26 protein-coding genes and 1 riboswitch are annotated in these 26,229 nt (G+C 71.9%); of the genes, 12 read left to right on the top strand and 14 right to left on the bottom strand.

Annotated features, from left to right (window positions below):
* Positions 1-112 precede the first annotated feature (112 nt).
* Positions 113-1,087 (bottom strand): threonine/serine dehydratase, encoded by a 975-nt coding sequence (locus tag OG698_RS04410; protein WP_406101524.1) that lies wholly within the window; start codon positions 1,085-1,087, stop codon positions 113-115.
* A gap of 188 nt (positions 1,088-1,275) precedes the next feature.
* Between OG698_RS04410 and OG698_RS04405 the strand changes: the two genes are divergently transcribed.
* On the top strand, positions 1,276-2,076 hold the full coding sequence (locus OG698_RS04405; RefSeq protein ID WP_406101523.1) for an ABC transporter ATP-binding protein: 801 nt from the start codon (positions 1,276-1,278) through the stop codon (positions 2,074-2,076).
* Between the two features lie 59 nt (positions 2,077-2,135).
* On the opposite strand, the gene OG698_RS04400 is transcribed toward OG698_RS04405, so the two are convergent.
* Positions 2,136-2,693 (bottom strand): AAA family ATPase, encoded by a 558-nt coding sequence (locus OG698_RS04400; RefSeq protein WP_399976221.1) that lies wholly within the window; start codon positions 2,691-2,693, stop codon positions 2,136-2,138.
* A 147-nt stretch (positions 2,694-2,840) separates the two neighbouring features.
* Between OG698_RS04400 and OG698_RS04395 the strand changes: the two genes are divergently transcribed.
* Both OG698_RS04395 and OG698_RS04390 read left to right on the top strand, forming a co-directional pair.
* The gene (locus tag OG698_RS04395; protein ID WP_406110837.1) at positions 2,841-3,299 is read left to right on the top strand and encodes a MarR family winged helix-turn-helix transcriptional regulator; all 459 of its coding nucleotides are present in this window, start codon (positions 2,841-2,843) and stop codon (positions 3,297-3,299) included.
* Positions 3,300-3,452: 153 nt separating this feature from the next.
* The gene (locus tag OG698_RS04390; RefSeq protein WP_406101522.1) at positions 3,453-4,679 is read left to right on the top strand and encodes a SpoIIE family protein phosphatase; all 1,227 of its coding nucleotides are present in this window, start codon (positions 3,453-3,455) and stop codon (positions 4,677-4,679) included.
* Between the two features lie 11 nt (positions 4,680-4,690).
* Here OG698_RS04390 and OG698_RS04385 read toward each other — a convergent pair whose 3' ends face one another.
* Both OG698_RS04385 and OG698_RS04380 read right to left on the bottom strand, forming a co-directional pair.
* On the bottom strand, positions 4,691-5,902 hold the full coding sequence (locus tag OG698_RS04385; protein WP_406101520.1) for an FAD-dependent monooxygenase: 1,212 nt from the start codon (positions 5,900-5,902) through the stop codon (positions 4,691-4,693).
* 119 nt (positions 5,903-6,021) lie between these two features.
* Positions 6,022-6,816, bottom strand: coding sequence for an AraC family transcriptional regulator (locus tag OG698_RS04380; protein ID WP_406101519.1), 795 nt, complete (start codon positions 6,814-6,816; stop codon positions 6,022-6,024).
* 58 nt (positions 6,817-6,874) lie between these two features.
* Here OG698_RS04380 and OG698_RS04375 point away from each other — a divergent pair, with 58 nt between their 5' ends.
* The 4 genes from OG698_RS04375 to OG698_RS04360 all read left to right on the top strand — a co-directional run bounded on the left by OG698_RS04375 (position 6,875) and on the right by OG698_RS04360 (position 11,410).
* Positions 6,875-7,357: a DUF2000 family protein gene (locus OG698_RS04375; RefSeq protein WP_406110835.1), complete on the top strand. Its 483-nt coding sequence runs from the start codon at positions 6,875-6,877 to the stop codon at positions 7,355-7,357.
* A 352-nt stretch (positions 7,358-7,709) separates the two neighbouring features.
* Positions 7,710-9,809 carry an elongation factor G gene (fusA, locus tag OG698_RS04370; RefSeq protein WP_406101518.1) on the top strand — a complete coding sequence of 700 codons (2,100 nt, stop codon included), beginning with the start codon at positions 7,710-7,712 and terminating at the stop codon, positions 9,807-9,809.
* 129 nt (positions 9,810-9,938) lie between these two features.
* On the top strand, positions 9,939-10,910 hold the full coding sequence (locus OG698_RS04365) for a class I SAM-dependent methyltransferase (RefSeq protein WP_406101516.1): 972 nt from the start codon (positions 9,939-9,941) through the stop codon (positions 10,908-10,910).
* On the top strand, positions 10,907-11,410 hold the full coding sequence (locus tag OG698_RS04360; RefSeq protein WP_406101515.1) for a hypothetical protein: 504 nt from the start codon (positions 10,907-10,909) through the stop codon (positions 11,408-11,410). The genes OG698_RS04365 and OG698_RS04360 overlap by 4 nt, the downstream gene beginning before the upstream one ends.
* 24 nt (positions 11,411-11,434) lie before the next feature.
* On the opposite strand, the gene OG698_RS04355 is transcribed toward OG698_RS04360, so the two are convergent.
* The 4 genes from OG698_RS04355 to OG698_RS04340 form a co-directional block, all read right to left on the bottom strand.
* Positions 11,435-13,060, bottom strand: a complete 1,626-nt coding sequence (locus OG698_RS04355) for an amidohydrolase (protein ID WP_406101514.1) — start codon at positions 13,058-13,060, stop codon at positions 11,435-11,437.
* 78 nt (positions 13,061-13,138) lie between these two features.
* Positions 13,139-13,798 (bottom strand): TetR/AcrR family transcriptional regulator, encoded by a 660-nt coding sequence (locus OG698_RS04350; protein WP_406101513.1) that lies wholly within the window; start codon positions 13,796-13,798, stop codon positions 13,139-13,141.
* Positions 13,799-13,951: 153 nt separating this feature from the next.
* Positions 13,952-14,281, bottom strand: a complete 330-nt coding sequence (locus OG698_RS04345; protein ID WP_383082378.1) for a deoxyxylulose-5-phosphate synthase — start codon at positions 14,279-14,281, stop codon at positions 13,952-13,954.
* A 44-nt stretch (positions 14,282-14,325) separates the two neighbouring features.
* Entirely contained in the window at positions 14,326-15,219 is an 894-nt protein-coding gene (locus OG698_RS04340) for a LysR family transcriptional regulator (protein WP_406101512.1), read from the bottom strand.
* Positions 15,220-15,334: 115 nt separating this feature from the next.
* Here OG698_RS04340 and OG698_RS04335 point away from each other — a divergent pair, with 115 nt between their 5' ends.
* Complete coding sequence (locus OG698_RS04335; RefSeq protein ID WP_406101511.1) at positions 15,335-15,733, top strand: 4-oxalocrotonate tautomerase family protein; 399 nt, start codon at positions 15,335-15,337, stop codon at positions 15,731-15,733.
* A gap of 19 nt (positions 15,734-15,752) precedes the next feature.
* Here the strand turns inward: OG698_RS04335 and OG698_RS04330 are convergent, their stop codons facing one another.
* Together OG698_RS04330 and OG698_RS04325 are read right to left on the bottom strand one after the other, a co-directional pair.
* Positions 15,753-17,489 carry an immunity 49 family protein gene (locus OG698_RS04330; RefSeq protein ID WP_406101510.1) on the bottom strand — a complete coding sequence of 579 codons (1,737 nt, stop codon included), beginning with the start codon at positions 17,487-17,489 and terminating at the stop codon, positions 15,753-15,755.
* A 10-nt stretch (positions 17,490-17,499) separates the two neighbouring features.
* On the bottom strand, positions 17,500-18,243 hold the full coding sequence (locus OG698_RS04325; RefSeq protein ID WP_406101509.1) for a YitT family protein: 744 nt from the start codon (positions 18,241-18,243) through the stop codon (positions 17,500-17,502).
* 102 nt (positions 18,244-18,345) lie between these two features.
* Here OG698_RS04325 and OG698_RS04320 point away from each other — a divergent pair, with 102 nt between their 5' ends.
* A complete protein-coding gene (locus tag OG698_RS04320) occupies positions 18,346-19,833 on the top strand; it encodes a PLP-dependent aminotransferase family protein (protein ID WP_406101508.1) in 1,488 nt (495 codons plus the stop codon).
* A gap of 27 nt (positions 19,834-19,860) precedes the next feature.
* Positions 19,861-20,436, top strand: coding sequence for a hypothetical protein (locus OG698_RS04315; RefSeq protein ID WP_406101507.1), 576 nt, complete (start codon positions 19,861-19,863; stop codon positions 20,434-20,436).
* On the opposite strand, the gene OG698_RS04310 is transcribed toward OG698_RS04315, so the two are convergent.
* Complete coding sequence (locus OG698_RS04310; protein WP_406101506.1) at positions 20,384-21,262, bottom strand: bifunctional 5,10-methylenetetrahydrofolate dehydrogenase/5,10-methenyltetrahydrofolate cyclohydrolase; 879 nt, start codon at positions 21,260-21,262, stop codon at positions 20,384-20,386. The two genes, OG698_RS04315 and OG698_RS04310, sit on opposite strands and share 53 nt — an antisense overlap.
* A gap of 22 nt (positions 21,263-21,284) precedes the next feature.
* Positions 21,285-21,375: riboswitch (ZMP/ZTP riboswitch) on the bottom strand.
* Positions 21,362-22,258 (bottom strand): helix-turn-helix domain-containing protein, encoded by an 897-nt coding sequence (locus OG698_RS04305; protein ID WP_406101505.1) that lies wholly within the window; start codon positions 22,256-22,258, stop codon positions 21,362-21,364. Its footprint overlaps the riboswitch before it by 14 nt.
* A 97-nt stretch (positions 22,259-22,355) precedes the next feature.
* On the opposite strand from OG698_RS04305, the gene OG698_RS04300 reads away from it, so the two are divergent.
* Both OG698_RS04300 and OG698_RS04295 read left to right on the top strand, forming a co-directional pair.
* A complete protein-coding gene (locus OG698_RS04300) occupies positions 22,356-23,150 on the top strand; it encodes an NAD(P)H-dependent oxidoreductase (protein WP_406101503.1) in 795 nt (264 codons plus the stop codon).
* 96 nt (positions 23,151-23,246) lie between these two features.
* Complete coding sequence (locus tag OG698_RS04295) at positions 23,247-24,224, top strand: DUF1731 domain-containing protein (protein WP_406101502.1); 978 nt, start codon at positions 23,247-23,249, stop codon at positions 24,222-24,224.
* A gap of 41 nt (positions 24,225-24,265) precedes the next feature.
* On the opposite strand, the gene OG698_RS04290 is transcribed toward OG698_RS04295, so the two are convergent.
* Both OG698_RS04290 and OG698_RS04285 read right to left on the bottom strand, forming a co-directional pair.
* Positions 24,266-24,973, bottom strand: a complete 708-nt coding sequence (locus tag OG698_RS04290) for an SDR family oxidoreductase (RefSeq protein WP_406101501.1) — start codon at positions 24,971-24,973, stop codon at positions 24,266-24,268.
* 212 nt (positions 24,974-25,185) lie between these two features.
* Positions 25,186-26,112 (bottom strand): helix-turn-helix domain-containing protein, encoded by a 927-nt coding sequence (locus OG698_RS04285; RefSeq protein WP_406101500.1) that lies wholly within the window; start codon positions 26,110-26,112, stop codon positions 25,186-25,188.
* Between the last annotated feature and the right edge of the window lie 117 nt (positions 26,113-26,229).

The raw sequence follows: 26,229 nt of genomic DNA, 5'->3' as shown, positions 1-26,229 counted from the left end.
GGCGTCTCGCCCGGCGCCGGTCCCCGCGAGCGTGCGCGGGGGAGGGGCCGGAGAACACCATCGTAGGTTCGATCGCCCGGGTTTGCGCTGGAGCGCCCGCGGGGGTGCACGCTCAGGACAGGAGGCGTGCGCTCCGCGTCAGGTCACCGGGGTCCGTGTTCGCGCCGCACAGGATCACGGCGACCCGCTCGCCGGGTGCGGGCGTGTAGACGCCGGAGGTCACCGCCGCGAGCGCCGCGGCCGCCGCGTGCTCCACCGCGAGCCGCCGGTCGTCCCACAGGGCCTGGCGTGCGGACACGATCGCCTCATCGGTGACGAGAACGGACCGTACGTGGTCCTGGCCCGCCCATGCGAGCGCCATCTCGGAGGTGCGGCGCGCGCCGAGGGAGTCCGCCGCGACCGAGTCGACCGGGACGTCGACCACCGCGCCCGCCTGCAGCGCGGAGTGCAGGGCGCAGCAGTGCTCCGGCTCCACGGCCACGACGCGCACGCCGTGCTCCCGCGCCGACGCGGCGATCCCCGTGAACAGCCCGCCGCCGCCCACCGACACCAGGACGGTGTCGACGCCGGGCCGCGCCTGAACGATCTCCTCCATGACCGTGCCGGCACCGGCCGCGATCAGCGGGTGGTCGTACGCGTGCGACTCCAGGGCGCCGCTCTCGGCCGCGTACTTCTGCGAGGCCGCCAGCGCCTCCGCGTACTCCGAGCCGACCTGCCGGACCGTGGCGCCCAGGCGCCTGAGCCTGTCGACCTTCACGGCGGGCGCCGTCTCGGGGACGAAGACGGTGGCCTGGACCGAGTGGCGGGCCGCGGCCCAGGCGCAGGCGAGCCCGGCGTTGCCCCCGGAAGCGATGACGACGCCCGCGTCCGGCATCAGGCTCGCCTCTACGTGGCTGCTCACGAAATTGAAGGCGCCGCGCGCCTTGAATGACCCGGTGTGCTGCATGAACTCCAGCGCCAGCCACCCTTCGGCCTCGCCGAACGCACCGTCGAACGCCCCGTGGCCCAGGGGAGCCGGCACGAGCGGGCGAGTGTGCCCCGCGATGCGCTCGGCCGCGGCCCGTACGTCGGTGAAGGCAATGGTCACGAGCTTCTCCTCGGATGTACGCGTGGTGACTGGTGGTGACGACCCTACGAGAAGGGGTCGGCGCCCCGGCCGTCACCTGTACCGTCAAAGGCCCCTGACCACCCACCGAGGTCCACGAACTGGACATCTCCGCGTTTGAATGCCGTGTGCAGCTAACCTGTGCCGGTCCACTTCGACAGGAGGCGTCAGTGAGCAACGCACGGATCGTCGCCGCCCTCGACGGGGCCTGCGTCCGCAGGTTCACGACGGGCCAGGTCATCCTCGACGACATCGACTGGACGGTGCGCTCGGGCGAACACTGGGCCCTGCTCGGCGCCAACGGCGCCGGCAAGACCAGCGTGCTCCGCCTCATCGGCGCCCTGATGCATCCCACCACCGGCACCGTCGAGGTCCTCGGCCACCGCCTCGGCAAGGTCGACGTACGCGAACTTCGCGCGCACATCGGCCTGGTGTCGAGCGCGCAGCGCGTGCCGCAGGACCTCACCGGGCACACCGTCGTCCTCACCGGGCACACCGGCACCGTGCAGCCGCTGTGGCGCAAGTACGACGCCGACGTGCGCGAGCGCGCGCACATGCTCCTGGCCGAACTCGACATCAAGGAACTCGCCGACCGGCCCTACGGCGTCTGCTCCGGCGGCCAGCGGGCCCGTATTCTCATCGCCCGTGCGCTGATGGCGGACCCGTCCCTGCTCCTGCTCGACGAGCCCTTCAACGCGCTCGACCTGCCCTCGCGCGAGGACCTCATCGACACGATGCGTCAACTCGCCGAGGGCCGCCGGGAGTTGGCGACCATCACCGTCACCCACCACCTGGAGGAGCTGTCGCCGGCGATCGGCCACGCGCTGCTCCTGCGCGAAGGCCGCGTTCTCGCGGGGGGCCGGGCCGACGAGGTGCTGACGGCCGCCCGGATGACGGAGTGTTTCGGCCGCCCCATCGAGGTGTCACGCCACGGGGGCCGCTGGCTGGCCCGCTCGGGCACGGCGGGCTAGCGTCATTCGTCTGGATCAGGCCAGACCCCGCGGGCCCGGCGTGATCCGAACGAGAGGCCCTAGGTCCACCCGGTGACAGGCGGCCGGTCGGCCCAGCCGGTTGCCGCCAGCACCTCGTGGGCGATGTCCGTGACCGTCCGCCCGTCGGTCGCCACCCGCACGGTGTCCGTGGGTGCCCGCTCGTCCAGGAGCCGCGCCTTGCGGGCGCTGCCCCGCAGCTCCGTCTCCAGCTCCGAGCCGAGCTCCCGGGCGGCCAGCCGCTCTCCGGCGGTGGTGTCGGAGGCGGTGAGCAGGACCCGTACGATCCGGACGCCCGCTCCCATCGCGCGTTCGAACATGCCGGCCGTCTCGGGCAGCACACTCACCGTGTTCGTGTAGATGAGGCGGCGGTAGCCGCGGCGGGCGAAGTTTCCCCAGACGGCCGTCAGATTGTCCTCGGTGACTCCGGCCCGGTGCGGGTCGCCTTCCGGCGCCGGATGCACCTGACCCATGAAGTCGCCCTCGATCACGGCGTGCGACACCTCCATGGCGCGCAGGAGGGCCGACACCTCCCAGCCCACGGTCGTCTTGCCGACACCGGCCCGTCCACCGAGGAGTAGCACTTCCGCATCGCTCATGAGAGCAGGGTGCCAGGGCACGGCCGCCGCGCGCGATCCGAAACCGCGGCGATCTTCTGCGCCGCGGGCCCTGGACCTCAAGTGTGGTTGAGCTTCTAGGCTCGGAAGTGCCGAAGGATCATGAGCACCGGACGGAGCGAACCAGCCATGGAGTACTCGCACAACGACGCGGAACTGATCGAGCAGCCCATCGGCTACTGGGCCTGGGCCGCCTACAAGGCCGTCGTCACCCGCACCAGGGGCGCCCTCGCGGAGAAGGACACCACCCAACCGCAGTGGTGGGTCCTCGCGCAGGTCGCACGGGCCGAGCACGTCAAGACGCGGAGTGAGGTGTCCGAAACCCTCAGCGGCTACCTCGACGTGGGGCAGGTCGTCCTGGCGGAGGAGATCGACGCGACGATCGCCCGCGGCTGGCTCACCGAGGACGCCGCGGGGCGGCTCTCGCTCACGGCGGCGGGTAAGGACTCCTTCGACGAACTGGCGGCGCTCCAGGGCGAGTTGTGGGCCGAGCGGCACGCGGGCGTCTCGGACGAGGAGTATCTGACCACCCTCAAGGTGCTTCAGCGCTTCATCCACAACACGGGCGGGCGCGCCTGGCACCACTGACGGCGTCCCGGCGGTCCTCCCGTCGGACACGCCGCCGATGACGTAATTGGAGCTCCGGCCCCTGCGGCTGGGACACCCTGTGGTCGTTCGACCGCGGGGCGCCCCGGCACCCGTCGCCGCACGGGCGGCACACGCAAGGAGGCGGGACGCGTCGTGAGGGATTCCGGAATCGACTACGAGCAGGTGTTCCAGGCGCTGCCCGGCTCGGTCGCACTGCTCAGGCCCGACCTCGTGTACGCGGATGCCAACGAGGCGTTCTGCCACATGTCGGGGCGCACCCGTGAACAGCTCGTCGGCCGGTATCTGTTCGACGTCTTCCCCGACAACCCCAACGACGACGCGGCGACCGGCATGCGGAACCTGGAGGTGTCCCTGCGGAGGGTGGCGTCCACCGGGGAACGCGACGCCATGGCCCTGCAGCGTTACGACGTCGAGTACCCCGACCGGCCCGGCCAGTGGGAGGAGCGGTACTGGAGCCCCGTCAACGCCCCTGTCTTCGGCCCGGACGGCAGCGTCGTGCTGCTGCTGCACCGGGTGGAGGAGGTCACCGAGCTGATCCGCGCCAGGGGTGGCCGAGACGGCGACCGGGCCAGGGTGCTGGAGGCGGAGCTCTACACCCGCGCCAGGGAACTTCAGGAGGTCAACGAGCGGCTGCGCCAGGCCCACGCCCGCGAACGCGAGGTCGCCCTGACCCTCCAGTCCGCGATGCTGCCGGTGTCGGAACGCGTCGGCGGTGGCCGGACGGCCGTACGCTACCGGCCGGCCGTGGGCACCCTGAACGTGTGCGGCGACTGGTACGACCTGGCCGAACTGCCTAACAACCGGCTCGCCGTGGCCGTGGGTGACGTCGTCGGCCACGGACTGCACGCGGCCGGCGTCATGGGCCAGCTCCGCAGCGCCCTGAGCGCCGCCGTGCGGGTGGCCGACGGCCCCGCGGCCGCGCTCGACGCGCTAGGCCTCTACGCCCGCTCGGTCGAGGGCGCCGAGTCCACCACCGCGGCACAGGTGGTCATCGACTACGACCACCACACCATCGCCTACAGCAGCGCGGGCCACCTTCCGCCCGCGCTGCTCCACACCGACGGCACCGTGGAGTTCCTCGACCGGGCGACGGACCCGCCGCTCGGCGCCCGCCCCGAACACGCCCCCAGACCCGAGGCCGAGACCGCCTTCGAGGACGGGGCAGCGCTCGTCCTCTACACCGACGGCCTGGTCGAGCGGCGCCGCGAGGACATCGACACGGGCCTGAACCGCCTCGCCGACTGCCTGACCCGCCACGCGTCGGCGGACGCGGAGCGCCTCGCCGACACCGTCCTCGCCGAAGTGATCCCGCGTGGCGGCAACGCCGACGACACGGCCGTCGTGATCATCCGGCTCTGACCCGAAGTGCCTCACCCGCGCGCGGAGTTGCGGTGCTGAAGGGTGCGGGCGAGACGGGGGCCCAGCCACTGCTTGAGTCTGCGCAATGACTGCAACTGGTCGGCGGCCTGGTCGATCCGGTAGTAGAGCTGGGGCGGGACGTGGGGGAGCAGCGGGGAGTGCCGCTGGCCGAGCAGGGCGAACATGTGGGCCGGCGGGAGGTGGATGTAGCGGGGGAGGTTCTCGTACCACTGGGCGCTGTGCCGGGCGGCGCTCTGCACGGACAGCAGCTCGCTCTTGCGGATGTGCTCGTAGCGGGAGAGCGCCGGCTGGATCGTCTTCGTTTCGGCGAGGGAGCTCGCCAGCACCATCGCGTCCTGCATCGCGAGCGTCGTACCCGCGCCGATCGAGTAGTGCGTGGTGTGCGCGGCGTCGCCGAGCAGCACCAGATTGCCGTGCGACCAGGTCCGGTTGGTGAGGGTGCGGAAGGTCTGCCAGGGGGCCGGGCCGCCGTGGTCGCTGCGGCCGATGAGGGCGTGGCCGTCGAGGAGCGACGCGAAGATTCCCTCCAGGCGGCGCAGGGCCTCCGGCTGGGGCAGGCGGTCGAGTTCGAGGCCCTGCCAGGTCGCCTTGGAGCACTCGACGACGCAGGTGCTGTGCTCGCCGCTGTACCCGTACGCGTAACACCAGATCCATCCGTGCGCGGTTTGCGCGAAGGCGAACGTGAAGGAGCGGAACACCTTGGTCGTGCCGAGCCAGAGGTACGGGTTGCTGCCCAGGGTGGTCTGCGTGCCGAAGTGTCCGGCATGGCGGTCGCGCATCCGGCTGTTGGCGCCGTCGCCGGCCACGACCAGGTCGGCCCCGGGCAGTTGCTCGCGCTCCGGGATCTCGTGGCCGTACTCGATGGCGACGCCGAGCGACTCCGCGCGGCGGGCGAGGATGTCGAGGAGCCGGTGCCGGCCGATGGCGAAGCCCTCGTCGCCCTCGTGGGTCGTGGTGCGCTGCTCGACATGGGCGACCCCGTCACGCCAGCGGAGCGACGCGTCGCTGATCGCGGACGCGGAGTGCGGGTCATGGCGCCTGAGCCGCTCCAGCATGTCCGGCCAGTAGGTGACGCCCCAGCCGTAGGTGGAACCGGCCGGGTTCCGCTCGAAGACGGTGATGTCGTGCGACGGGGCCTGAAGCTTCAGCAGGATCGAGAAGTACAGGGTGGCGGGTCCTCCACCGACACAGACAACCTTCACACGCACTCCCAGGGTCTTGTCGCGGCCCGGCCTCGGCGCCCGGCGGCATCCGTGCAACGACGGTAGGGGGAAGTGGTTCCGCGAACGTGTACAACACCCGCTAAAAGCACCCGAAGCGCTCAGGGCGCGGTGCGGGCGTAGCGGCCCGGGGTGGTGCCGAGGACCCGCTTGAAGTGCCGGGTGAGGTGCGACTGGTCGTAGAAGCCGGCGGCGGTCGCCACCTCGCCCGGCGGCTGCCCGTCGAGGAGCAGGCGGCGGGCCAGATCGACGCGGCGGGACATCACGTACTGGTGCGGCGGGATACCGAAGGCGCCGCTGAAGGCGCGTACGAGATGGGTCGGGTGGGCGTGGACGAGACGTGCCGCCTCGTCCAGGGCGATGCCGTCCAGGAGCCGCGCGTCCAGGAGGTCCCGCAGGTCGTGGGCGACGCCCCGGCCGGGCCGCTCGGTGTCGGGGGAGCCGGGGCGCAGATGGGTGCGCAGCCGTTCGCCGATCAGGGCGAGGCGGCTCTGCGCCTCGAACTCGTCGCCCCGGTGCTCGAGCGCGCTGTGGAGTTGGCCGACTCGGGTGCGCAGGACGGGGTCGGTGAGGTCGGGCCCGTCCACCGCCGCACCGATGAAGGACTCGTCGAGCTGCGTCATGTCGAGGTAGAGGACGCGCTTGCGGAAGCCGTGTGCGGTGGCGGGCGACCCGTTGTGCGGGACACGCGGCGGAAGCAGGCTGACGGTGTCGTTCGGCGTGCCGCGCTCGTGGCGGTCCAGGTGGTAGCGGACCGCGCCGTCGTCGACGATCAGCAGCGTCCACGCGTCGTGGACGTGCATGGGGTACGCGTGCTCGGTGAAGTGGGCGTGGAACACCTCCACGACACCCGCGACCTGCGGGCGCCATGCGGAGATCTCCGGCCGGGGCACCATGCAAGGAACGTACAAGACCTGACCGGGGTGGACAGCGCAGTCTCGAAGCATGAGAACGATGGACGAGATCCCCACCGACATTGCGACGCCGACCCCGGCCGGGGCGGATGACCCTTCCGGCCCCGCGCCCGTCCGCTTCGACACCAAGATCGCCGTCCTGCTGCGCGACGACCTGGAGCCCTGGCAGCGGCTCAACGTGACCGCTTTCCTGGTCAGCGGGCTCGGTACGGCGGCGCCCGAGGTGGTCGGAGCCCCGTACGAGGACGCCGACGCCACCGCGTACCTGCCGATGTTCCGCCAGCCGGTGCTCGTCTTCGAGGGGTCGAAGCAGACCCTGACCACGGCGCACGGACGCGCCCTGTCCCGCTCGCTGCCGACGGCGGTGTTCACGTCGGAGCTGTTCGGCACGGGCAACGACCGGGACAACCGCGCGGCGGTCCGGGCCGTGCCCGCCGACCAGTTGGACCTGGTGGGCATGGCCGTGTACGGCGCGCGGGGCGCCGTCGACAAGGTCCTCAAGGGGGCGCGGATGCATCCCTGAGCGACGAGCCTGCGGGACGCTTTTAATCGGGTGCCCGGCACGGGTCCGGTTCCCTACACTCGCCACGTATTCACGCCGCTGCCCTTCGTCGCAGCGCGCGCCGTGACAAGTGAGGGGAGCCGGGCCGTGCGTCACCGCACCGCTGTCGTCGTTCCCCGGTCACGGTTCGAGGTGATCCTGGTGTCTCGGTGCGCCCGGCACCGGCTGCGCGGCCGGTACCGGACCCCCGCGACGAACATCTGACACCTCACGTGTCCGCACGACCCCGAACCGACCCTTCGGCGGGGCCCGTTGCGCTGTCCGTCCGGTAATCGCGCTGCCTCTGTGTGGAACCACCCGAAAGGCCACAGGCGTGCGTACCGACCTGCACCGTCATGACACCGACCCCCTGACCGCCGTCCGCAACGTGGGCATCCTCGCCCACGTCGACGCCGGCAAGACCACCGTCACCGAACGGATCCTCTACGTCACCGGCGCCACCCACAAACGCGGCGAAGTCCACGACGGCACCACCGTCACCGACTTCGACGTCCAGGAACGCGAGCGGGGCATCACCATCTCCGCCGCGGCGGTCAGCTGCGCCTGGGACGGGCACCGGATCAACCTGATCGACACCCCGGGCCATGTCGACTTCGCCGACGAGGTCGAGCGCTCCCTGCGCGTGCTGGACGGCGCGATCGCGGTGTTCGACGCCGTCGCGGGCGTCGAGCCGCAGAGCGAGTCGGTCTGGCGGCAGGCCGACCGCCACGGCGTGCCGCGCATCGCCTTCGTGAACAAGCTCGACCGTGCCGGTGCCGATCTCGACACGGCGGTCGAGTCGATGCGTCGGCGACTCGACACGGTACCGATGGTGGTCCAGTTGCCGGTCGGCAGCGAGGACGCGTTCACCGGTGTCGTCGATCTGATCCGCATGCGTCTTCTCGTGTGGCGAGAGGGCGGCGACACGTATGAGGAGGGGCCTGTTCCGGTAGAGCTGCGCGAGGAGGCGCGGCGGCGCAGGCGGCTCCTCGAGGAGACGGTGGCGCAGCTGCATCCCGGCGCGCTGGAGGAGTTCTGCGACGGATCGGCTCTGTCCGCCGGGACGTTGGCAGGAGCGCTGCGGGATCTGACGCGCAGTGGTGAGGGCGTCGTCGTGCTGTGCGGATCGGCGTACCGCAACCGCGGTGTCGAGCCGCTCCTGGACGCGGTCATCGCCTACCTGCCGTCACCGCTCGACGTGCCCGCGGTCCGCGGTGCCGTCGGTGGCGACGAGCAGGAGCGGGCCTGCGATCCGGCGGCACCGCTGGCCGCGCTGGTGTTCAAGGTGCAGGCGACTCCTCGCGGGCGTCTGACCTATCTGCGGGTGTACTCGGGAACGGTTCACAGAGGAGAGGCGGTGTGGGATGCGGGCGCACGGCGTACGGAGCGGATCGGCCGGATCCTGCGCGTCCAGGCCGACCGGCACACCGAGGTGGAGCGCGCGGTGGCCGGGGACATCGTCGCGGTGGCCGGAGTGAAGGCCGCCCGCAGCGGCGCGACCCTGTGCGCACCCGACGCGCCTCTCGTCCTCGAACCGCCCACGGTGGCCGAACCGGTCGTCTCCGTGGCGGTCGAGGCACGCAGGAACGCCGACAGCGCCCGGCTGGTGTCCGCGCTGGCACGACTCGTCGAGGAGGACCCCTCGCTCGTCGTCAGGACGGACCGCGAGAGCGGCCAGACGGTCCTTTCGGGCATGGGTGAACTGCATCTGGAGGTGGCGGTGGAGAAGATCCGCCGGGCCCACGGTCTGGAGGTCGGCGTCGGCAGGCCGCAGGTGGCCTATCGGGAGACGGTCGCGCGCGGGGTGTCCGGTCTGGTGTACCGGCATGTCAAACAGGAAGGGGGAGCAGGCCAGTTCGCGCACGTCGTCATGGACGTAAGGCCGCTGCCGGTGGCGCAGGACGGTACGGGCGACGGCGCGGCGGACTTCGTGTTCCGGTCGGTCGTCACCGGCGGACGGCTGCCGCGGGACTACGTCCAGGCCGTGGAGGCCGGGTGCAGGGACGCCCTGAGCGAGGGCCCCCTCGGCGGCCATCGGGTCACCGGGGTGCAGGTCACGCTCACCGACGGGTCCACGCACCCCAAGGACTCCTCGCCGATGGCGTTCCGTACGGCGGGCCGCTTCGCGCTCAGGGCGGCCTTCCGGGCGAGCGTCATGGCGCTCCTCGAACCGGTCGTAGAGGTCACGGCCACCGTGCCCGAGGAGGCCGTGGGCGGGGTGCTCGGGGACCTGGCGGCGCGACGCGGACAGATCTCCGCCTCCGCGATGCGCGCGGGCACCGCGGTCGTCACGGCGACGGTGCCGCTGGCCGAACTCTTCGGCTACGCGTCCCAGTTGCGCGGCCGGACCCAGGGCCGGGGCACGTTCACCGGCCGGGCGACCGGCTACGCGCCGGTGCCGGGTGCGGTGTCCGATCAGGTCGTTTCGCGGTAGCCGCGAGAGCGATGGCCCCGTCCGTCCGAGGGCGGGCGGGGCCGTCCGGCCGTTGTGCGACACCGGGCCGCCACCACCGCCTCCCAGGGCGCGGCGCCGACGGCCTCCCCAGCCGCGTACCTTCTCCCCGTGCAGCTCATCGAGATATCCGATCTGGTCGTGGACCACGACCCCGGCACGCGCGCACGCCTACCGGTGCGGGGCGCCGACGTCGTCGCGCGGCTCGTCGCCGCGGGTGACCGCCGTGGCGCCCGTATCGCCGCCGGGTTGGCGTGCGACGACGACGGGAACCTCGATCCGCTCGCCGTGGACCGCCGGCTCGTCGCCGTCCACACCGAGCTCCAGCGGCTCAGCGAGGAACTGCGCCTCGGCGACCGCATCGCCGAACTCCTGCGTCCGCTGCTCGCCGTGATCCGCGCCGCCGGGCGGACCGACGGCCCTCTGCGGGTGGTCGACGTCGGCTGCGGCTTCGGCTACCTCGTGCGGTGGCTGGCCGCGTCGGGCGCCCTCGGCCCCGATGTCGACCTGGTCGGCGTGGACTTCAACGCGGCCCTGGTCACCGAGGCCGGGCGGCTCGCCCGCGCGGAGGCACTGCCCTGCCGTTTCGTACGGGGTGACGCGTTCGCCCTCGACGAGCCCGCCACCGTGTACGTGTCGACGGGCGTGTTGCACCACTTCCGGGGCGATGACCTCGACGCCTTCTTCGCCGCCCAGGCCACGCCGGGCACCGCCGCGTTCTGCCACTTCGACATCGCCGCCACCGGTCTCGCCCCGATCGGCGCGTGGGTCTTCCACCGGGCGCGGATGCGCGATCCGCTGGGCCGCCACGACGGTGTGATGTCGGCCCGCCGCGCCCACGACGACGAGACACTGCTGGCGGCCGCCACCCACGCCGACGGCCTGACCCCGCTCGTGTACGAACCGCGGGGCCGCAGCAACCCCTTCTGCACCACCCTGCGCCCCGTCATCGGCGTACGCCCGGACCTGCTGCCGCCGCTGCGGGCCGAGCTGGGACCCGGACCGTCGGGCCGCCTGGTCGGGCGTGCGGACACCGTGGGCGGGACACGCCAGGGGGCTTCGGCGGGGGAGGGCGCCGGGTGAACGCCTTCCTGCTCGCCGCTCTGGCGCTCGTCGACGCGGCGTTCGCCGGGTTCCGTGCCTACACCGGGCGGGACGGCCGCATCCGTAAGTCGGAACGGGCGCTGCTCGCGGCCCGCCGCGGTCTCGCGGTCGGCGCCCCGGCGCTGCTGCTGAGCGCGGCCCTCGCCGTGACGCTGCTCGTCGCCGCGGCGGACCGGGGCGCGCGCTACGCCGAACTCGACGCCGCCGCCCACCGGATGCTCCTGTGCTACGCGCCCTACGCGGTGATCGTCGCACTGAGCCTGGGCTGCTACCTGTGGGGCCCGTTCCGGGCCGGCACCCTCGCCGTGGTCGTCGGCCTGGGGCCGCTGACCCTGGTGCGCCCGCTGGTGGTGCTCGCCGGGGCGGTCGCGGCCGCGTGGGGTTCGCTTCCGGCGGCCTCGGTGGCGGCCGTCGCGGCGGTGGGGGTGCTCCTGGTGGAACCGTTCGTCCACCGCCGCTGGTACGCGGAGCCGGTGTGAACGGCGCCGCGTACCCATGGACAACTACAGGCTCACGTCGCGGTGCGTGGGGCGGCCGTCGAGGACGGTGAGCAGCACCGGCAGATCCGGCAGCGCGGTGTCGGCCGTGGTGAGCGGGTTGTCGGCGAGAACGGTGAGGTCGGCGCGACAGCCGACGGCGATCCGCCCGGCCGCGTGCTCCTCGCCCGCCGCGTAGGCCGCGTTGACCGTCAGACCCTGGAGCGCCTCCAGCGGCGTGAGCGCCTGCTCGGGTCCGTGCGGGTCCTGGGTGAGGTCGCGGCTCGGGCGGCGGTGGCGCGCGCCGGCCATGACCCCGAGCGGCGGATACGGCGCGATCGGCCAGTCGGAGCCGAGGACCACGGTGGCGCCCGCGTCCTGCAGATCGCGGCAGCGCCAGGCGCGCGACGCGCGCTCCTCACCGAGGCGGCGCGACCAGTTGTCGGTGTGGTCGGCCCGGGTGAAGTCGCAGCAGTGGGTGGGCTGCATGGACGCGATGACGCCGAGCGCGGCGAACCGGCCCAGGGTGTCGTCGGGCACGGTCTCTATGTGCTCGACCCGGTGGCGCGCCCCGCGCCCGCCGGTGGCCTGCGCCTTCTCGACGGCGTCGAGGACATGGCGTACGGCGGCGTCGCCGATCGCGTGGGTGGCGGTGGGTACTCCGGCGCGGTGCAGCTCGCCGATGATCCGTGTGTAGACCTCGGGGTCCGGCCAGAAGGCGTGGGTGGACTCGCCGTGGCAGTCCGGGCGCTCCAGCCAGGCCGTGCCGTTGTCGATGGTGCCGTCCATGAAGATCTTGACGCCGTCCGTGCGCCACAGCGCGCCGCCGCCGCCCTGCTGCTCGATGAGCGCCCGCACTCCTTCGGCGTCGGTGCCGGGCTGGCACCACGGCGCGACCCGCAGTCGGAGTGCGAGCTCACCGGCGGCGTCGAGCTCGGAGAACAGGGCGAGGCTGTCGCCGTTCGCGTCCATCACGTGACCGCCGGTGAGCCCCGAGGCGGCCATGGCGCGCAGCGTGGCGGCGAGCCGGTCGCGGCGTTCCTCCCGCGTGGGCTGCGGGGCGACGCGTTCCACGAGCTCGCAAGCGGCGTCCTCCTGGAGCAGACCGGTGGGACGGCCGTGCTCGTCGCAGACCACTTCGGCGGAGGCCTGCTCGAAGGTGCGCGGACCGTCCACACCGGCCAGTTCCAGCGCGCGCCGGCTGGCCAGCATGGAGTGGGCGTCGAACAGCAGCAGAAGGGCCGGCACGCCGTCGAGGACGGAGTCGAAGGGGGCGATCCCGACAGGCCGGTCGCCGAAGACGTTCGGGTCGAGCCCCCAGCCGTGCAGCCACGCCCCCGGCGCCAGGTTCCGCACCTCGGCGGCGAGCGCCGCGCGCACGTCCTCCACGCCGGTGCAGCCCGACAGGTCGAGCCCGCCCGTCAGCTCGGCGCCCGAGACGGGGTGGAGATGCCCGTCGACCAGGCCCGGGGTCACCACGGCGCCCTTGAGGTCGATCACCGTGGTCGAAGCGTCCACGTGCTCACGTATGCCGTGGTCGTCGCCCAGGGCGGAGATCCGGCCGCCGGACACGGCGAGGGCCGTCTGCGGCAGGAACGTGCCGGTGACCGGGTCGAGCAGGCGGGCGGAGAGCAGGACGAGAGAGCTGGGCACAGCGGCTCCTTGAAGGGCGGGTGGGGGTGGCCGGGACGCGGGGTCCCAGCCGGTGGGTGGTGGCCGGGACGCGGGACCCTAGCCGGTGGGTGACGCCGCGAGCGGCGCGTCGGGTCGGGTGAGCGTCCCGTGCGGAAGACCGAGTTCGCGTTCCGCCGTCGTGGCGGCCATGCGCGACACCGCGGCGGGACGGCTGCTGGTGTCGGTGTTGGCGTGCGCTCCGAGGCCGTCGAGCACGACCAAGATCTGAATGGTCGTCACATACGGGTCGTCCGTATGGAATTCGCCCCGGTCGACGCCCTGCCGGATCAGGTCGGTGAGCCGCTCGCGCCAGGCCGCTTCCTGCTCGGCGACCCGGTCGCGCAGGACGGGCCGGTAGCGGCTGAGGTGGCGCGCGTTGATCCAGAGGCGGCTGATGTTGTCGTAGGGCGAGCCCTTCGCGCGTGCGAAGAACCACCCCAGGTGCAGCGTGGGCGTCGCCTGGGCTCGCTCGGCGGGCAGGAGGCTGTCGAGCTCGGCGCTGGAGGCGCTGCCGAAGGCCTCCGCCACGAGGTCGTCCGCCGAGGGGAAGTAGTGGCTGATCAGTCCGGGGCGGACGCCGAGCTCCTCACCGATCCGCCGCAGCGTGACGCACTCGAGTCCCTCGGCGAGGGCGACCGCGGCGGCCGCGTCGACGATCTCCGCACGTCGGGCGGCCGGCGTCTTCCGAATTCGCTTGTGCTGGACGCTTGACGGCATACCCGGGATGCTATTGAGTGTGCGACCAATAAACAAGCGCATGGCCGGTCAGGGGGTCCTGGCTCACCTCACCACCGGCGCAGCGGCCGCCGCGCTCTGCGTCAACGCCACTCGACGCGACGGCGTCCGTCGGCGCTGACCGGGCCCGCCGATCTAAGGCACGTCATACCGCTTGAGCGCGCGGGCGACGGGCTCACCGGACCGCTCGGCGTACGCAAGGCGCTCGCGCACCTCACGCAGGCCGCGGGGCCGGAACCCCGGGCCGCCGCAGCAACTCTTGTGGAAACCCACGCCCGCGTGCAGCAGAACCGAGAGCGTCCGCCACGCGGCGGTGTCGCGGCGGCGCGGCGCGGCGAAGGCCGACCCTGCGTGGATCATCGGCTCGGCACAGCGCGGACAGATCCGCTCCCTGTCCCGGTCGTAGGGCTGCTTGTACGAGACCCGACAGGGCAGGCACACGTATGAGGTCTTCCCATGGGTCATGCCGCCACCGTAAGCAACACCGTCCGTGGCTTCGACGGAATTCTTCAGCCCGTGTGGGCGTCCGACACGGCACCGGCCGCGGCGAGATGGTCCAGGGCGGAGTCCGCCAAGGTGCGGACGGCCGGGTGCCAGGGGCGGGCCCGGGGTCCGGTCAGTACGAGGCGCCGTGAGGTCCGGGGGTGCAGCGGCAGCAGCGCCAGGTCCGGCGGGATCAGGGAGCGGGACACCTCCGACAGGACGGTCACGCCGATACCGGCCTGCACCATGCTGATCAGGGTTGCCAGATCCCGTACCCGGTGCGTGGGGGTGAACCTCAGCCCGGCGAGACGGTGGATCGTCCGGATGCGGTCCTCGCAGCCGTTGGGCGAGATCAGGAACGGATCGTCCTCCAGGTCACGGATGTCGACGACCGGCTCGCCGGCGAGGGGATGGTCCAGGGGCAGCACGGCGCGGTAGCTGTCGGCGGCGAGCTGGACGCCCGGGCCTGCGGGAGGGTCGATCAGGATGGCGGCATCGGCCGTCCCGTTCTCCAGCCAGGCGGCGATCTCGGCGCTGTCCCCTTCGAAGACTCTGACCGTGACGCGGGGCTGGTCCTCGCGCCAGTGTCTCAGCAGGCCGGGGACCAGCCCCTGGCAGACCGTGGGTGTGGCGGCGAGGCGCACGGTGCCCGTCATGGTGGCGGCGTCCGCCGCGAGTTGCTCCACGGACCGGGCCGCCGCCACCGCTGTCCGGGCGTGCGGCACGACCCGCTCGCCGAGCACCGTGGTCCGCACCGGAGCGGAACGCACCAGCAGCGGGGCGGTCAACTCGCGTTCCAGGGACGCGACCGCGTGAGACACCGCCGACTGGCTCAGACCGAGTTCGGCCGCCGCCGCGCTGAATCCGCCCGCGTCGACGACAGCGAGGAACGCCCTCAACTGGGAAAGGTTCACGGTCATGCAAGGGCCTCATATACCTATGACACGTATGCGTTGGATCAATCGTGCCAGGTCGGTGACGCTTGGTCCGTGCCGCCACCTCTGGCGGACCCCCGGCACCTGCTCAGGAGAAGCCATGCCTTTCATCCGCGTCACCGTCACCGACACCGCACTTCCCGCCGGCGTACAGCGCACCCTCGCCGAGGGCCTGACGGGCCTGGCCGTGTCGGCGCTGCGCAAGTCCGGCGCCAGGACCGTCGTGCACGTCGACCTGGTGCCGGCCGACTGCTACTACGTCGACGGCAGGCCGCTGGCCGGTGACCTCGATGCCCATGTCGAGGCCACCGTCACCGTCGGCACGAACAGCGCCGCGGAGAAGGCCGCGTTCATCGCGGAGGCGGGCGAACTGCTGACCAAGACCCTTGGCCCGCTCGCCCGTTGCGGAGTCGCGCTGCACGAACTGCACCCCGAGAGCTACGGCTACGCCGGTGTGACGCAGTTCGACTTCTACCGCAGCGAGGCCGCCCGGCGGTAGCCGCCCCCGGAGCCCGCTCTCACGTGTCGAACTCGCCGTACCAGGCCCGCTCGAGGAGACAGGTGGGCAGATACGGCGACTTGCTGTCGACCGGGAACTCCGAGTCGAAGGCGAGGCACGCCAGCGCGAGCGGGCCGAGGGCCACCCGGCTGTGCGGCCCCGTCGAGTCGCTCCAGTAGCGCTCGTGATGGGCCAGCGCCTCCGTGAGCGCTTCCGCGAAAGCCTCGTGGTCACCCGTCACGAGACGGTGGAAGAGCGCGACGGGCTGGTAGCCGACCAGGTTCAGGAAGTCCGCAGGCGTACGGGTCGCCACGTCGGAGTGAGAGGTGTTCATGGTGGCGAGCAGCTTCTGGACCACATCGTCCATGGGGCGCTGCAACCAGTACGTCTGGAGCGTGTCGATCCAGTGGAAGACGTACTCGTCCATGGGCGCGGCCCGACGCAGGTCGTCCAGCGGCACGTGGCACAACTGCGTCATGCGGTCCCGCTCACGGCAGACGGCGGCGAGATAGAAGGCGTTGAGCCAGGCGCGGCCGTCCGCGTACGGGGCGGGGCCGGTGACCGGAAGCGTCACGACGTCGTGCCCGATCCGGCAGGCGACGCTGCTCTCCCGGGAGGTCGTGGTGGCGAACAGTGCCGAGCCGACCTGCATGGCGCCGACCCATGCCTCCCAGGTCTCCAGCGCTCCCCCGTCGGGGTCGGACGTGCAGCGCACGTGGCTCAGGGCGAGCGAGGCCGCGAACGCGTCGCCGAAGGCCGCGGGGGACTGGGGCAGCCGGGATATCAACTCAGCTGTTTTCAGGGCAAGTTGATCGGGGGTCTGCGCCCGAGGCGTCGGTTCCGGTGCGGCATCGGCGGAGTCCTGGCTACGCAGGGACCTCATGAGGTCCATCAACTCCTGCGGCGGCGCCACGGAGAACGACCGGTTCTCGTGGTCGAAGACAGTGAGCGAGACAAGCCGCCCCTGGCGCCACCAGTACAGCCGCGGTGAGAGCGCGCCCGGCCCGTCCTCGTAGGCGCCGATGGCATAGGAGCCCAGGTCGTTGACGGCGTCCACCACGCCGCCGTCCACGATCGGGTGGAACGCCAGCAGATGCCTCGTCGGCATCACGACGAGCGCCCCGGCCTCCGGCAGCTCCCGGCCGGTCAACTCCCTCACCAGATCGGGGAGTACGAGCGCCTTGCTGGAGACGAAGAACGAGTCGCCGTACACGGAGTGCATCAACGCGCCCTGCGGGCCGCGGAATTCGTCGTGCTCGACCGGCTCACGGATCAGGTTCGCGCGGCCCGCAGCCCACAGCTGCTCGGCACCGACGCGCGCCACGTCCCGGTCGTCGAGGATCCGTACGGAGGTGGGTGCGTCCAGGGCGAGGACCGCGAGCAGCCCCTCGGCGACCGGCCGCGCATGGCGGAAGCCGTCGGCCGTGTCGCCCGGGAAGGCGTCGTCGGGCAGCAGCCGCCAGCACGTCCGCTCCAGGAGCTCCGTGGTGCTCTCGCCTCCCTGGGAGGCGTTCTCCAAGCCGGCGAAGTGCTGCTCCACGATCCGCGGCCAGTCGTCCTCGGCGGACTGGCGACACCGCTGCGCGAGGTTCGACAGCGGGCTCAACCTGCCCTCCAGGCGCACCGCGTCCCCCGTCACGGTCATATGTGTGCCGTGACGGGCGATGAAGTAAGCGGCCGTCAGGCTCCGCAGGCGCTCGGCCTGAGGGACGTTCAGCATCGGCAGGTGTGGATCGGGTGCGTGGTGAAGGTTCACTGCACAAACTCTACGAAGAGGTGCGGGAGCCGGTGACGGGCGGGCCCGTGCGTGCGGTCCGGGTCGGGCTCGTGTAGGCGAACCGGGGCAGGTAGAACTGCGTGACGGGGCCGACGGTCAGGGCGTACAGCACGGTGCCGAGCCCCACGCCGCCGCCGAGCAGCCACCCGATGGCGAGCACGGAGACCTCGATGAACGTGCGGACGACGCGGATGGAACGTCCCGTCAGGGCGGACGCGCCGGTCATCAGCCCGTCCCGCGGCCCCGGCCCGAACCGTGCGCCTACGTAGACGGCGACGGACAGCGCATTGGCGAATGTCCCGGCCAGGAGGAGCCCGACGCGTTCGGGCAGTGTCAGGCCCTCGGGGACGAGCGCGAGCCCGAAGTCGGACGAGACGGCGATGACGACGATGTTCGCGGCGGTCCCGAACGTCGGCCGCTGCCGCAGAGGGATCCACAGCAGCAGGACGGACACACCCACGACCGCGGTGAGTGTGCCGAAGCTCAGGGAAGTGTGCTTCTCCAGAGCCTCGTTGAGAACGCTCCAGGGACTCAGGCCCAGCCCGGCGCGGACCATGACGGCCATGCTGAATCCGTACAGGGCGAGGCCGATGAACAACTGGGGCAGGCGGCGGAGTGGGCGTTCGCCGAAGCGTACGTAGGTGAGTGAGGGAGAGGGGCGGTTGCACCCGATCCCTTCGTCGCCCGGCGCCGCCTGCTCGGAGCGGGCCGTCGTGTCCGTGTCCTGCCGCATATGTGCCTGCCTCCACCGTGGGTGTCGTGGGCCTTCAAGGCCATTGCGGCAACTCTGTAGAGTGATTGGCCCGGATGACATGGCCAATCTCGGGAGAATGGTTTGACTGACGCGAACGCCTTCCTGCCGGTGGACAGGGTGGGCCGCGTGGACCGGAGCCTGGGCAGCCGTCAGCTCGCCGCGATGCTGCCCGACACCGTCGGCACGAGACCCGCCTATCGCCACCTCGCGCAGGCGATCAGCACGCTCATCCTGGACGGACGCATCGCCCTGCACGTCAGACTCCCCGCCGAGCGCGAACTGGCCGCCGCCCTCGACACCAGCAGAACCACCGTCACCGCCGTGTACGACCTGCTGCGCGAGAGCGGTTACGCACACAGCCGCCAGGGATCGGGCACGTGGACCGCCCTGCCCGAAGGCCGCGCCCCCAGTGGCATCACCCGCCTCCTCGGCCCCCAGGACACCGCGATCGACCTTGCCAGAGCGTCCCCCGGGCTCCCACAGCAGGCACTCGTCGACGCCCTCGCGCACATCACCCCGCAACTTGCCGAGCAGGCCCACACCCCTGGCTACCACCCCTACGGCCTGCCCGACCTGCGCGCCGCCGTCGCCGAGCGCTACACGCGACGGGGCCTCGCCACCCTGCCCGAACAGATCCTGGTGACGTCCGGCGCACAGCACGCGCTGACGCTCGTCCTGGGACTGCTGAGCAGCCCCGGCGACCGGGTCATGGTCGAGAACCCGTCCTACCCGAACGCCCTCGAGGCACTGCGTCGAGCCCGGCTGCGTCCCGTGTCCGTCCCCGTGACCGACACCGGCTGGGACATCGGGATCACCGAATCGACCCTCCGCCAGGTCGTGCCCCAACTGGCCTATCTGATCCCCGACTTCCACAACCCGACCGGCTGTCTCATGCCCGAACACGAGCGGGCACGCGTCCTGCGCGCGGCGGAGCGGTCCGGTACCTGGCTGGTCATCGACGAGACGCTGGCCGACCTCGCGCTCGACGTTCCCCCGCCGCCTCCCTTCGCCTCCCACGCGGCGAAGGGTGGCACCGGGCAGGTCATCAGCATCGGCTCGATGAGCAAGACCCACTGGGGCGGCCTGCGCATCGGCTGGCTGCGCGCGCCCGCACGGCTCGTCACCGAACTCGCGGGCCAGCGCGTGGCCACCGACATGGGCGGATCGGTCGTCGATCAGCTCCTGGCACTCGCCCTCCTGGACCGGGCCGACGGGCTTCTGCCGCCCCGACTCGAGCAACTGCGTTTGCAGCGCGCCGCGTTGGTCGCCGCACTGACGGAGCACATGCCGCACTGGACCTGGCAACTGCCTCCCGGGGGCCTGTCGTTGTGGGTCGACCTGGGCGAACCGGTGGCCTCCGCGCTGTCCGAACGAGCACTCGACAACGGCGTCCGGATCGAGAGCGGCGCCTGCTTCGCCACCGACCCCGGCATCTTCGAGCAGCGGATGCGCATCCCGTACACGACCCCGGCGGACACCCTGCGCGAAGCTGTCCACCGCATGGCGACGGCGCTCGCCGCCGGCCTTCCGCCGGCGTCCACCGTGCGACGGCCGCACTGGGTCGCTTGAGCCTTGGAGGACGAAGGAGATCGCTGCATGGTGTACGGAGGTGAGCGTCCCGGGACCGGTCCGCTCTTTCGCCTTCCATGGCGTGGGTGCCACTACCCGGGTCGGCCCGAGGAGGACCTGTGGATCGCCCTCGGCGTGGATGGGAACGGCGGCTGGTGGTTCGACGGGTACTTCCTTGGGCGCCTGCTATTGGGCCAAGGCGCGCCGCGCGCCGCCGAGTTCGCCCGGTGGCTCCTGGAGGCGCCGCCGACGGGCCCGTACGAGCGGGAATTCACGCTGATCGACCGTGAACCGCAGGCCGGATCCGCGCGGATCGCCGTCGGCACACTGCTGACCGTCGGGTTCCTCATGGGCCGCGAGGAACCCGACGGGCCCGAGTATCTCCAGATGCTGCCGTCGGGCGAGACGGCAGTACGGCACCTCGGCTTCGAGGTGTGCGCACCGCTGGAGTGCGCACCGCTGCCGCGCGCCGCCCTCGAGGTGGCGGCCGCCGGACTTCTCGACGCCGCCACCGACCAGGGATCCCGGATGCGCGATCGACGCGGTCCTGTCAGCCGAGCGCGCGATCGAGGTCCACGCCGAGCTGGTGGTACGCCGCGGTGACCGTCTGGGCCAGGAGGACGGCGATGGTCATGGGGCCCACCCCGCCGGGGACGGGGGTGATCAGGCGGGCCCGCTCGGCCGCGGTGTCGAAGTCGACATCGCCGACGTTGCCCGCGTTGTAGCCGGCGTCGATGACGACAGCGCCGGGCTTGATGTCCTCGCCGCGGATGAGCCGGGGCCTGCCCACGGCCGCCACCACGATGTCCGCCTCCCGCACGAACGCGCTCAGGTCGGCAGTCCGCGAGTGGCAGTACGTCACCGTGGCGTCCCGGGCGAGCAGCAGCATCCCGGCCGGCTTGCCGAGGATCGCGCTCCGGCCCACGACGACGGCATGCCGCCCCGCGACATCGACGTCGTACTCGTCGAGGAGCCGCATGATGCCGCCCGGTGTGCAGGAGACGAACCCGGGCAGCCCGAAGGCCATCGCGCCGAACGAGGTCATGGTGACTCCGTCGACGTCCTTCTCCGGGGCGATGGCCTCGAACGCCGCGCGTTCGTCGATGTGCGGGCCCACGGGGTGCTGGAGCAGGATTCCGTGCACCGACGCGTCCTGCGACAGGGTGCGGAGAGTGGCGACCAGCTCCGCGGTCGTCGTTTCGGCGGGGAGCTGGACGCGCCGCGACTCGATACCGGCCTTGGCGCAGCGGGCCTGCTTCATGCGGACGTACGTGACGGAGGCGGGATCCTCGCCCACCAGTACGGTCGCGAGGCAGGGCGCCGAGCCCGTGCGCCTCACCAGCTCCGCCGCTCTGCCCGCGGACTCCTCGACGAGGCGCCGAGCGGTGCCGGTGCCGTCCATGTGGTGGGCTGTCTGTGTCGGGGACATGGTCGCCTCCCAGGCGTCATTGACCATTCGCCCAGGCGCACGGCATACATCGACCCTTTGGTCAGGCCGCTCCCCGGTGGTTCTCCACCCCAGCGCCAGTCACGGCCTGTGTGCCACTGTAACGGTTTCGGTCAGCCGCGCGAGAGCCGCGGCCTCCTCGCTGCCGTCCTCGGCGCTGAAGACGTGCACGACCAGACCCGTCTCGCCGGGCGCGGCCGGCACGTGCAGCGTCTCGAAGTCCAGCGTGAGCAGCCCGGCCACCGGGTGCCTCAGGCGCTTGCGCCCCGCCGCGCACATCACGACCTCGCCGCTGTCCCAGATACGCCTGAACTCCTGGCTGAGCGCGGTGAGTTCGGCGATGAGCGCGGCCAGATCCGTGTCGTCGGGGTAGCGCCCCGACCAGACCCGGAGCTGGCCCACGGCCTCCGCCGCCCGGTCCTCCCACTCCGGGTGGACGACGCGGGAAGCGGGGTCGAGGAACAGGTACCGCGCGTTGTTCCGGTCGCGGCGGGCCGGCTCGCCGAGGCCGCCGATCAGCTCGGCGCCGAGGGCGTTCCACGCCACCACGTCCAGGCGATGGTTCGTGGCGAAGGCCGGGAAGCCGGCCATGGAGTCGAGGAGCCGCCGCAGCATCGGGCTGACCCGGGCCTCGGGCGCGGGGCCCTGCCGGGCGCCTGCCAGGGTGGCGAGATGCCCGCGCTCCGCCGTGTCGAGGCCGAGCGCCCCGGCGAGCGCGTCGACGACCTCGGCGGACGGCTGGGTGGCGCGGCCCTGTTCCAGGCGTACGTAGTAGTCCACGCTGATCCCGGCGAGCTGTGCCAGCTCCTCGCGGCGCAGTCCGCGTACCCGTCGGCGACGGCCGCCGGAGAGCCCGACGTGCTCCGGTTTGACGCGCGCGCGGCGGGCGCGGAGAAAGTCGCCGAGGCCATGCTGCGAGCCGCCGGTGGTGAGGGCGGTGCCCGCGTCTGTTTCCCCGATGTGGTTCACGCCGTCCATGGGCCCAAGTATGCGTGGCCCTCGCAGTACCAGGACGGGCGTTCCGCCGTTGATCAGGGTGCTGGCTGCCCGGACGCGCCTGGGCGAACGTGGTGGCATGAACGACACGACGTCTCAGCAGCCCAAGAAGATCCTCGTGGTCAGCGCCCACCCGGAACCCCGTTCGCTCAACTCCGCGTTGACCGACTTCGCGGTCGAGCACCTGCGCACGGCAGGACATGAGGTGAAGGTGTCCGACCTCTACGCGATGAAGTGGAAGGCGACGGTGGACGCCGACGACTTCCCCGAGCACACCGGAGCGGGCCGGCTGCACGTGATGGCCGACTCCGAGCGGGCGACGCTCTCGGGCGGTCTGTCGCCCGACATTGCGGCGGAGCAGGAGAAGGTGCGCTGGTCGGACGCGGTGGTCCTGCAGTTCCCGATGTGGTGGTTCTCGGCGCCCGCGATCCTCAAGGGCTGGATCGACCGGGTCTTCACGAGCGGTTTCGCGTACGGCCCTGCGGTCCCGCCGCCGTACGGGGAAAGTTCCCTGCCGGGCAGGCGGGCGCTCGTGTCGGTGACCGTCGGCGCACGGGAGTCGGCGTTCTCCGACCGTGGTATCCACGGAAGCCTCGCGGACGTCCTGCACCCCATTCAGCACGGCCTGTTCTGGTTCACCGGCATGAACCCGTTGGAGCCGTTCGCGGTGTACCGCTCGAACGAACTGCCCGACGACCGCTTCGCCGCCGCGCGGGCGGAGTACGCGCGACGGCTCGACACACTCTTCACGGCCACGCCCGTCCCCTTCCGCCCCCTCACGGGCGGCGACTACGACCACGACATGCGGCTCCTGCCGGGGGTCGAGGCACCGGGTACGAGCGGACTCGGCCTGCACGTCCGCGACCGGGCCTGAGGACCGTCTCGCGCGGCCGGCCCTCCTGGGCGCCTCTCTATTTGAACGTGTTCAAATAACTGCGCTAAGGTGGTGCCGACACGATGAGGGGGCTCCATGAAGATCGTGATACCCGGCGGCACCGGGCAGGTAGGGACGATCCTGAAGCGTGAACTGGCCGAAGCGGGACACGAAGTCGTCGTCCTCACACGGCGGCCCGTGCACGACGGCGAAGTCCGCTGGGACGGCGAGACCCTGGGCCCGTGGGTCGAGGTCGTCGACGGCAGCGACGTCGTGATCAACCTCGCCGGACGCAGCGTGAATTGCCGCTACACGCAGGCCAACCTTCGGGCCATGATGGATTCGCGCGTGCGCTCCGCCGAGGTCGTCGGCGAGGCCGTCGCCGCCGCCGCGCGACCTCCGAGGGCGTGGCTGCAGATGAGTACGGCCACCATCTACGCCCACAGCTTCGCCGCACCGAACGACGAGACGACGGGCGTACTCGGCGGCGACGAGGCCGGCGTCCCGGGCTACTGGGGTTACAGCGTCGAGATCGCCAAGGCGTGGGAGCGGGCGCAGGAGCGGGCCGCCACCCCGCACACCCGCAAGGTCGCCCTGCGCGCCGCGATGGTCATGAGCCCTGACCGCGGCGGCGTCTTCGACGTCCTCCTGCGCCTGGCCAGACTCGGCCTCGGCGGTCCGGTCGCGGGCGGTGGCCAGTACGTGTCCTGGATCTACGACCGTGACTTCGCCCGAGCGGTCCGGTTCCTGATCGAACGCGACGACCTGGACGGGCCCGTGAACCTCGCCGCCCCCGAGCCGCTGCCGCAGCGTGATTTCATGCGTGCGCTACGCGCGGCATGGGGCGTCCCGGTGGGCCTTCCCGCGACGAAGCGGATGGCCGAACTCGGCGCGTTCGCGCTCCGCTCGGACACCGAACTCCTTCTGAAGAGCCGCCGCGTCGTCCCGGGCCGGCTGCTCGACGCGGGCTTCTCCTTCGACCACGCCGGGTGGCCCGACGCTGCCGCCAACCTCGCGCGACGTGTACGCGGTGGGCGTGACGTCACGCGGGCCATGGCGGACGGGATGGTGTGAGGAGGGGAGCCGGGGGCGTCTCCGTCGAGCGGCCCCCGCCGTCACCAGGGGAGCGGGCCCTCGGCGTCGACGTATGTACCGGTCGGGCCGTCGGGGCCCAGCTGGGCCATGCGCACGATGATCTCGGCACCTTCCTCGACGGTCTGGATGCCCGTGTGCCCGTTCAGGTCCGTCGCGGTGTAGCCGGGCTCCACCGCGTTGATCCGCATGCCGGGGAACGCCTTCGCGTACTGCACGGTGATCATGTTGACCGCGGCCTTCGACGCCGGGTAGGCGACTCCGGGATACGCGTGAGTCGGCGTACCCGCGTCGGCGACCCGGGCCAGCGAGGCCAGGCCGCTGCTCAGGTTGACCACGACCGGCGCGTCGGACTTCCGCAGCAGGGGCAGGAACGCGTGGGTCACGCGTACGACGCCGAAGACGTTCGTCTCGAAGGTCGACCGCATCTCGTCGGCGGTCACGTCCGCGGCGCCGATCACGCCTCCGTCCGGGGTCCGGCCCTCGATGCCGGCGTTGTTGATCAGCACGTCCAGGCCGCCGTCGGCCTCGATCGTCTTCGCGGCGGCGTTGACGGACGCGTCGTCCGTGACGTCGAGCTGGACCCGGCGTGCGCCGAGCTGCTCGGCGGCGCGGCGCCCGCGCTCGGCGTCTCGGCTGCCCACGTAGACGGTGTGGCCTGCGGCGATGAGTCTACGGGCGGTTTCAAAGCCGAGACCCTTGTTCGCTCCGGTGATGAGTGTTGTCGTCATGCCGCCAGCGTGCGGCCCCGCGCTGCGATCAGCCAGGAGTCCCGTCTTCCTGGGACTGTCGGTACCAGGCGGATCCCGGGCGGCACCCAGGCGTGGTCCCGTCGTCCCACGCGCGGTCCCAGGCGTGGTCTCATCGAGTGGCACCTCGACCTCAGCTTCAGGGTGAGGGTTCGGTGATCCTGGGGTGCGCATCGCGCGGGGTGCGGCCCGTGTCACCGGCCGCCGAACGTCCTCCGGTAGGCCTCTGGCGGCAGGCCTGTGACGCGGGTGAAGTGTCGCCGGAGCGTGGCCGAGGTCCCCATGCCCGTCCGTGCCGCGATCCGCTCGACGGTGTCGTCGCTCGACTCCAGCAGCTCCTGAGCCTCCCGCACGCGCTGGCTCAGCAGCCACCTCAGGGGTGCCGTCCCCGTGACGGCATGGAAGTGCCGCACCAGATTGCGGCTGCTCATGCCCGCCTGGCGGGCCATGTCCTCGACCGTGAGCGGCTGGTCGATCCGGGCCAGCACCCAGGGGAGCAGATCGGCGAGCGGATGGTCGCGCCCGTGCGTCACCGGCGCCGGGATGAACTGCGCCTGGCCGCCGTCCCGATGGGGCGGCGTCACGAGGTGCCGCGCCAGGGCGTTGGCGACCGTCGCCCCGTGGTCCGTGCGCACGACGTGGAGGCACAGATCCATCCCGGCCGCCTTGCCGGCGGACGTGAGGACGCCGCCCTCGTCGGTGAACAGCACCTCGGCGTCGACCCTGACGCCCGGGTACCGCGCCGCCAGCCTTTCCGCGTGGGCCCAGTGAGTGGTGGCGCGGCGGCCGTCGAGGAGTCCGGCCGCGGCCAGGACGAAGGCGCCGGTGCACAGCGAGGCGATCCTGGCGCCTGCAGCGTGGGCGGTGCGGAGGGCGTCGAGCAGTTCCTGCGGAGGCTCCTGCTCGACGTCGCGCCACGCCGGGATGATCACCGTCTGCGCATCGGCGACGGCCTCGAGTCCGTGGCTGGTGTCGGCCCGTAGCCAGTCGCCGACGCGGGACCCGGCGGGTCCGCAGGTGGTGAACGAGTACCAAGGCGCGGCCAGGTCGGAATGGTCGGAGCCGAAGACTTCGAGCGCCGCCGCGGCCTCGAAAAGCATCGTGCCTTCGGGAAGCGCCATCGCAACCGAATGCGCAGCGGAACGTGCAACGGAAGGCGCGGCGGTATGCATGTCCGAAACTGTACGACCCTCGTCATTCCTGCCACTGGTTGGGCGGGTCCCGCGCCCGGATCATTG

Source organism: Streptomyces sp. NBC_01003, assembly GCF_045162695.1.
In the GTDB taxonomy this organism is placed as follows: Bacteria; Actinomycetota; Actinomycetes; order Streptomycetales; family Streptomycetaceae; genus Streptomyces.
Note: the sequence above shows the minus strand (reverse complement) of the source record. Positions and strands in the feature narration are given on the sequence as shown.

Bases quoted from the DNA above. Each gene is read 5' to 3' on its own strand.
- OG698_RS04400 (WP_399976221.1), bottom strand. From the start codon at position 2,693: ATGAGCGATGCGGAAGTGCTACTCCTCGGTGGACGGGCCGGTGTCGGC.
- OG698_RS04395 (WP_406110837.1), top strand. From the start codon at position 2,841: ATGGAGTACTCGCACAACGACGCGGAACTGATCGAGCAGCCCATCGGC.
- OG698_RS04380 (WP_406101519.1), bottom strand. From the start codon at position 6,816: ATGGTGCCCCGGCCGGAGATCTCCGCATGGCGCCCGCAGGTCGCGGGT.
- OG698_RS04375 (WP_406110835.1), top strand. From the start codon at position 6,875: ATGGACGAGATCCCCACCGACATTGCGACGCCGACCCCGGCCGGGGCG.
- OG698_RS04350 (WP_406101513.1), bottom strand. From the start codon at position 13,798: ATGCCGTCAAGCGTCCAGCACAAGCGAATTCGGAAGACGCCGGCCGCC.
- OG698_RS04345 (WP_383082378.1), bottom strand. From the start codon at position 14,281: ATGACCCATGGGAAGACCTCATACGTGTGCCTGCCCTGTCGGGTCTCG.
- OG698_RS04340 (WP_406101512.1), bottom strand. From the start codon at position 15,219: ATGACCGTGAACCTTTCCCAGTTGAGGGCGTTCCTCGCTGTCGTCGAC.
- OG698_RS04335 (WP_406101511.1), top strand. From the start codon at position 15,335: ATGCCTTTCATCCGCGTCACCGTCACCGACACCGCACTTCCCGCCGGC.
- OG698_RS04325 (WP_406101509.1), bottom strand. From the start codon at position 18,243: ATGCGGCAGGACACGGACACGACGGCCCGCTCCGAGCAGGCGGCGCCG.
- OG698_RS04315 (WP_406101507.1), top strand. From the start codon at position 19,861: ATGGTGTACGGAGGTGAGCGTCCCGGGACCGGTCCGCTCTTTCGCCTT.
- OG698_RS04310 (WP_406101506.1), bottom strand. From the start codon at position 21,262: ATGTCCCCGACACAGACAGCCCACCACATGGACGGCACCGGCACCGCT.
- OG698_RS04305 (WP_406101505.1), bottom strand. From the start codon at position 22,258: ATGGACGGCGTGAACCACATCGGGGAAACAGACGCGGGCACCGCCCTC.
- OG698_RS04300 (WP_406101503.1), top strand. From the start codon at position 22,356: ATGAACGACACGACGTCTCAGCAGCCCAAGAAGATCCTCGTGGTCAGC.
- OG698_RS04295 (WP_406101502.1), top strand. From the start codon at position 23,247: ATGAAGATCGTGATACCCGGCGGCACCGGGCAGGTAGGGACGATCCTG.
- OG698_RS04290 (WP_406101501.1), bottom strand. From the start codon at position 24,973: ATGACGACAACACTCATCACCGGAGCGAACAAGGGTCTCGGCTTTGAA.
- OG698_RS04285 (WP_406101500.1), bottom strand. From the start codon at position 26,112: ATGGCGCTTCCCGAAGGCACGATGCTTTTCGAGGCCGCGGCGGCGCTC.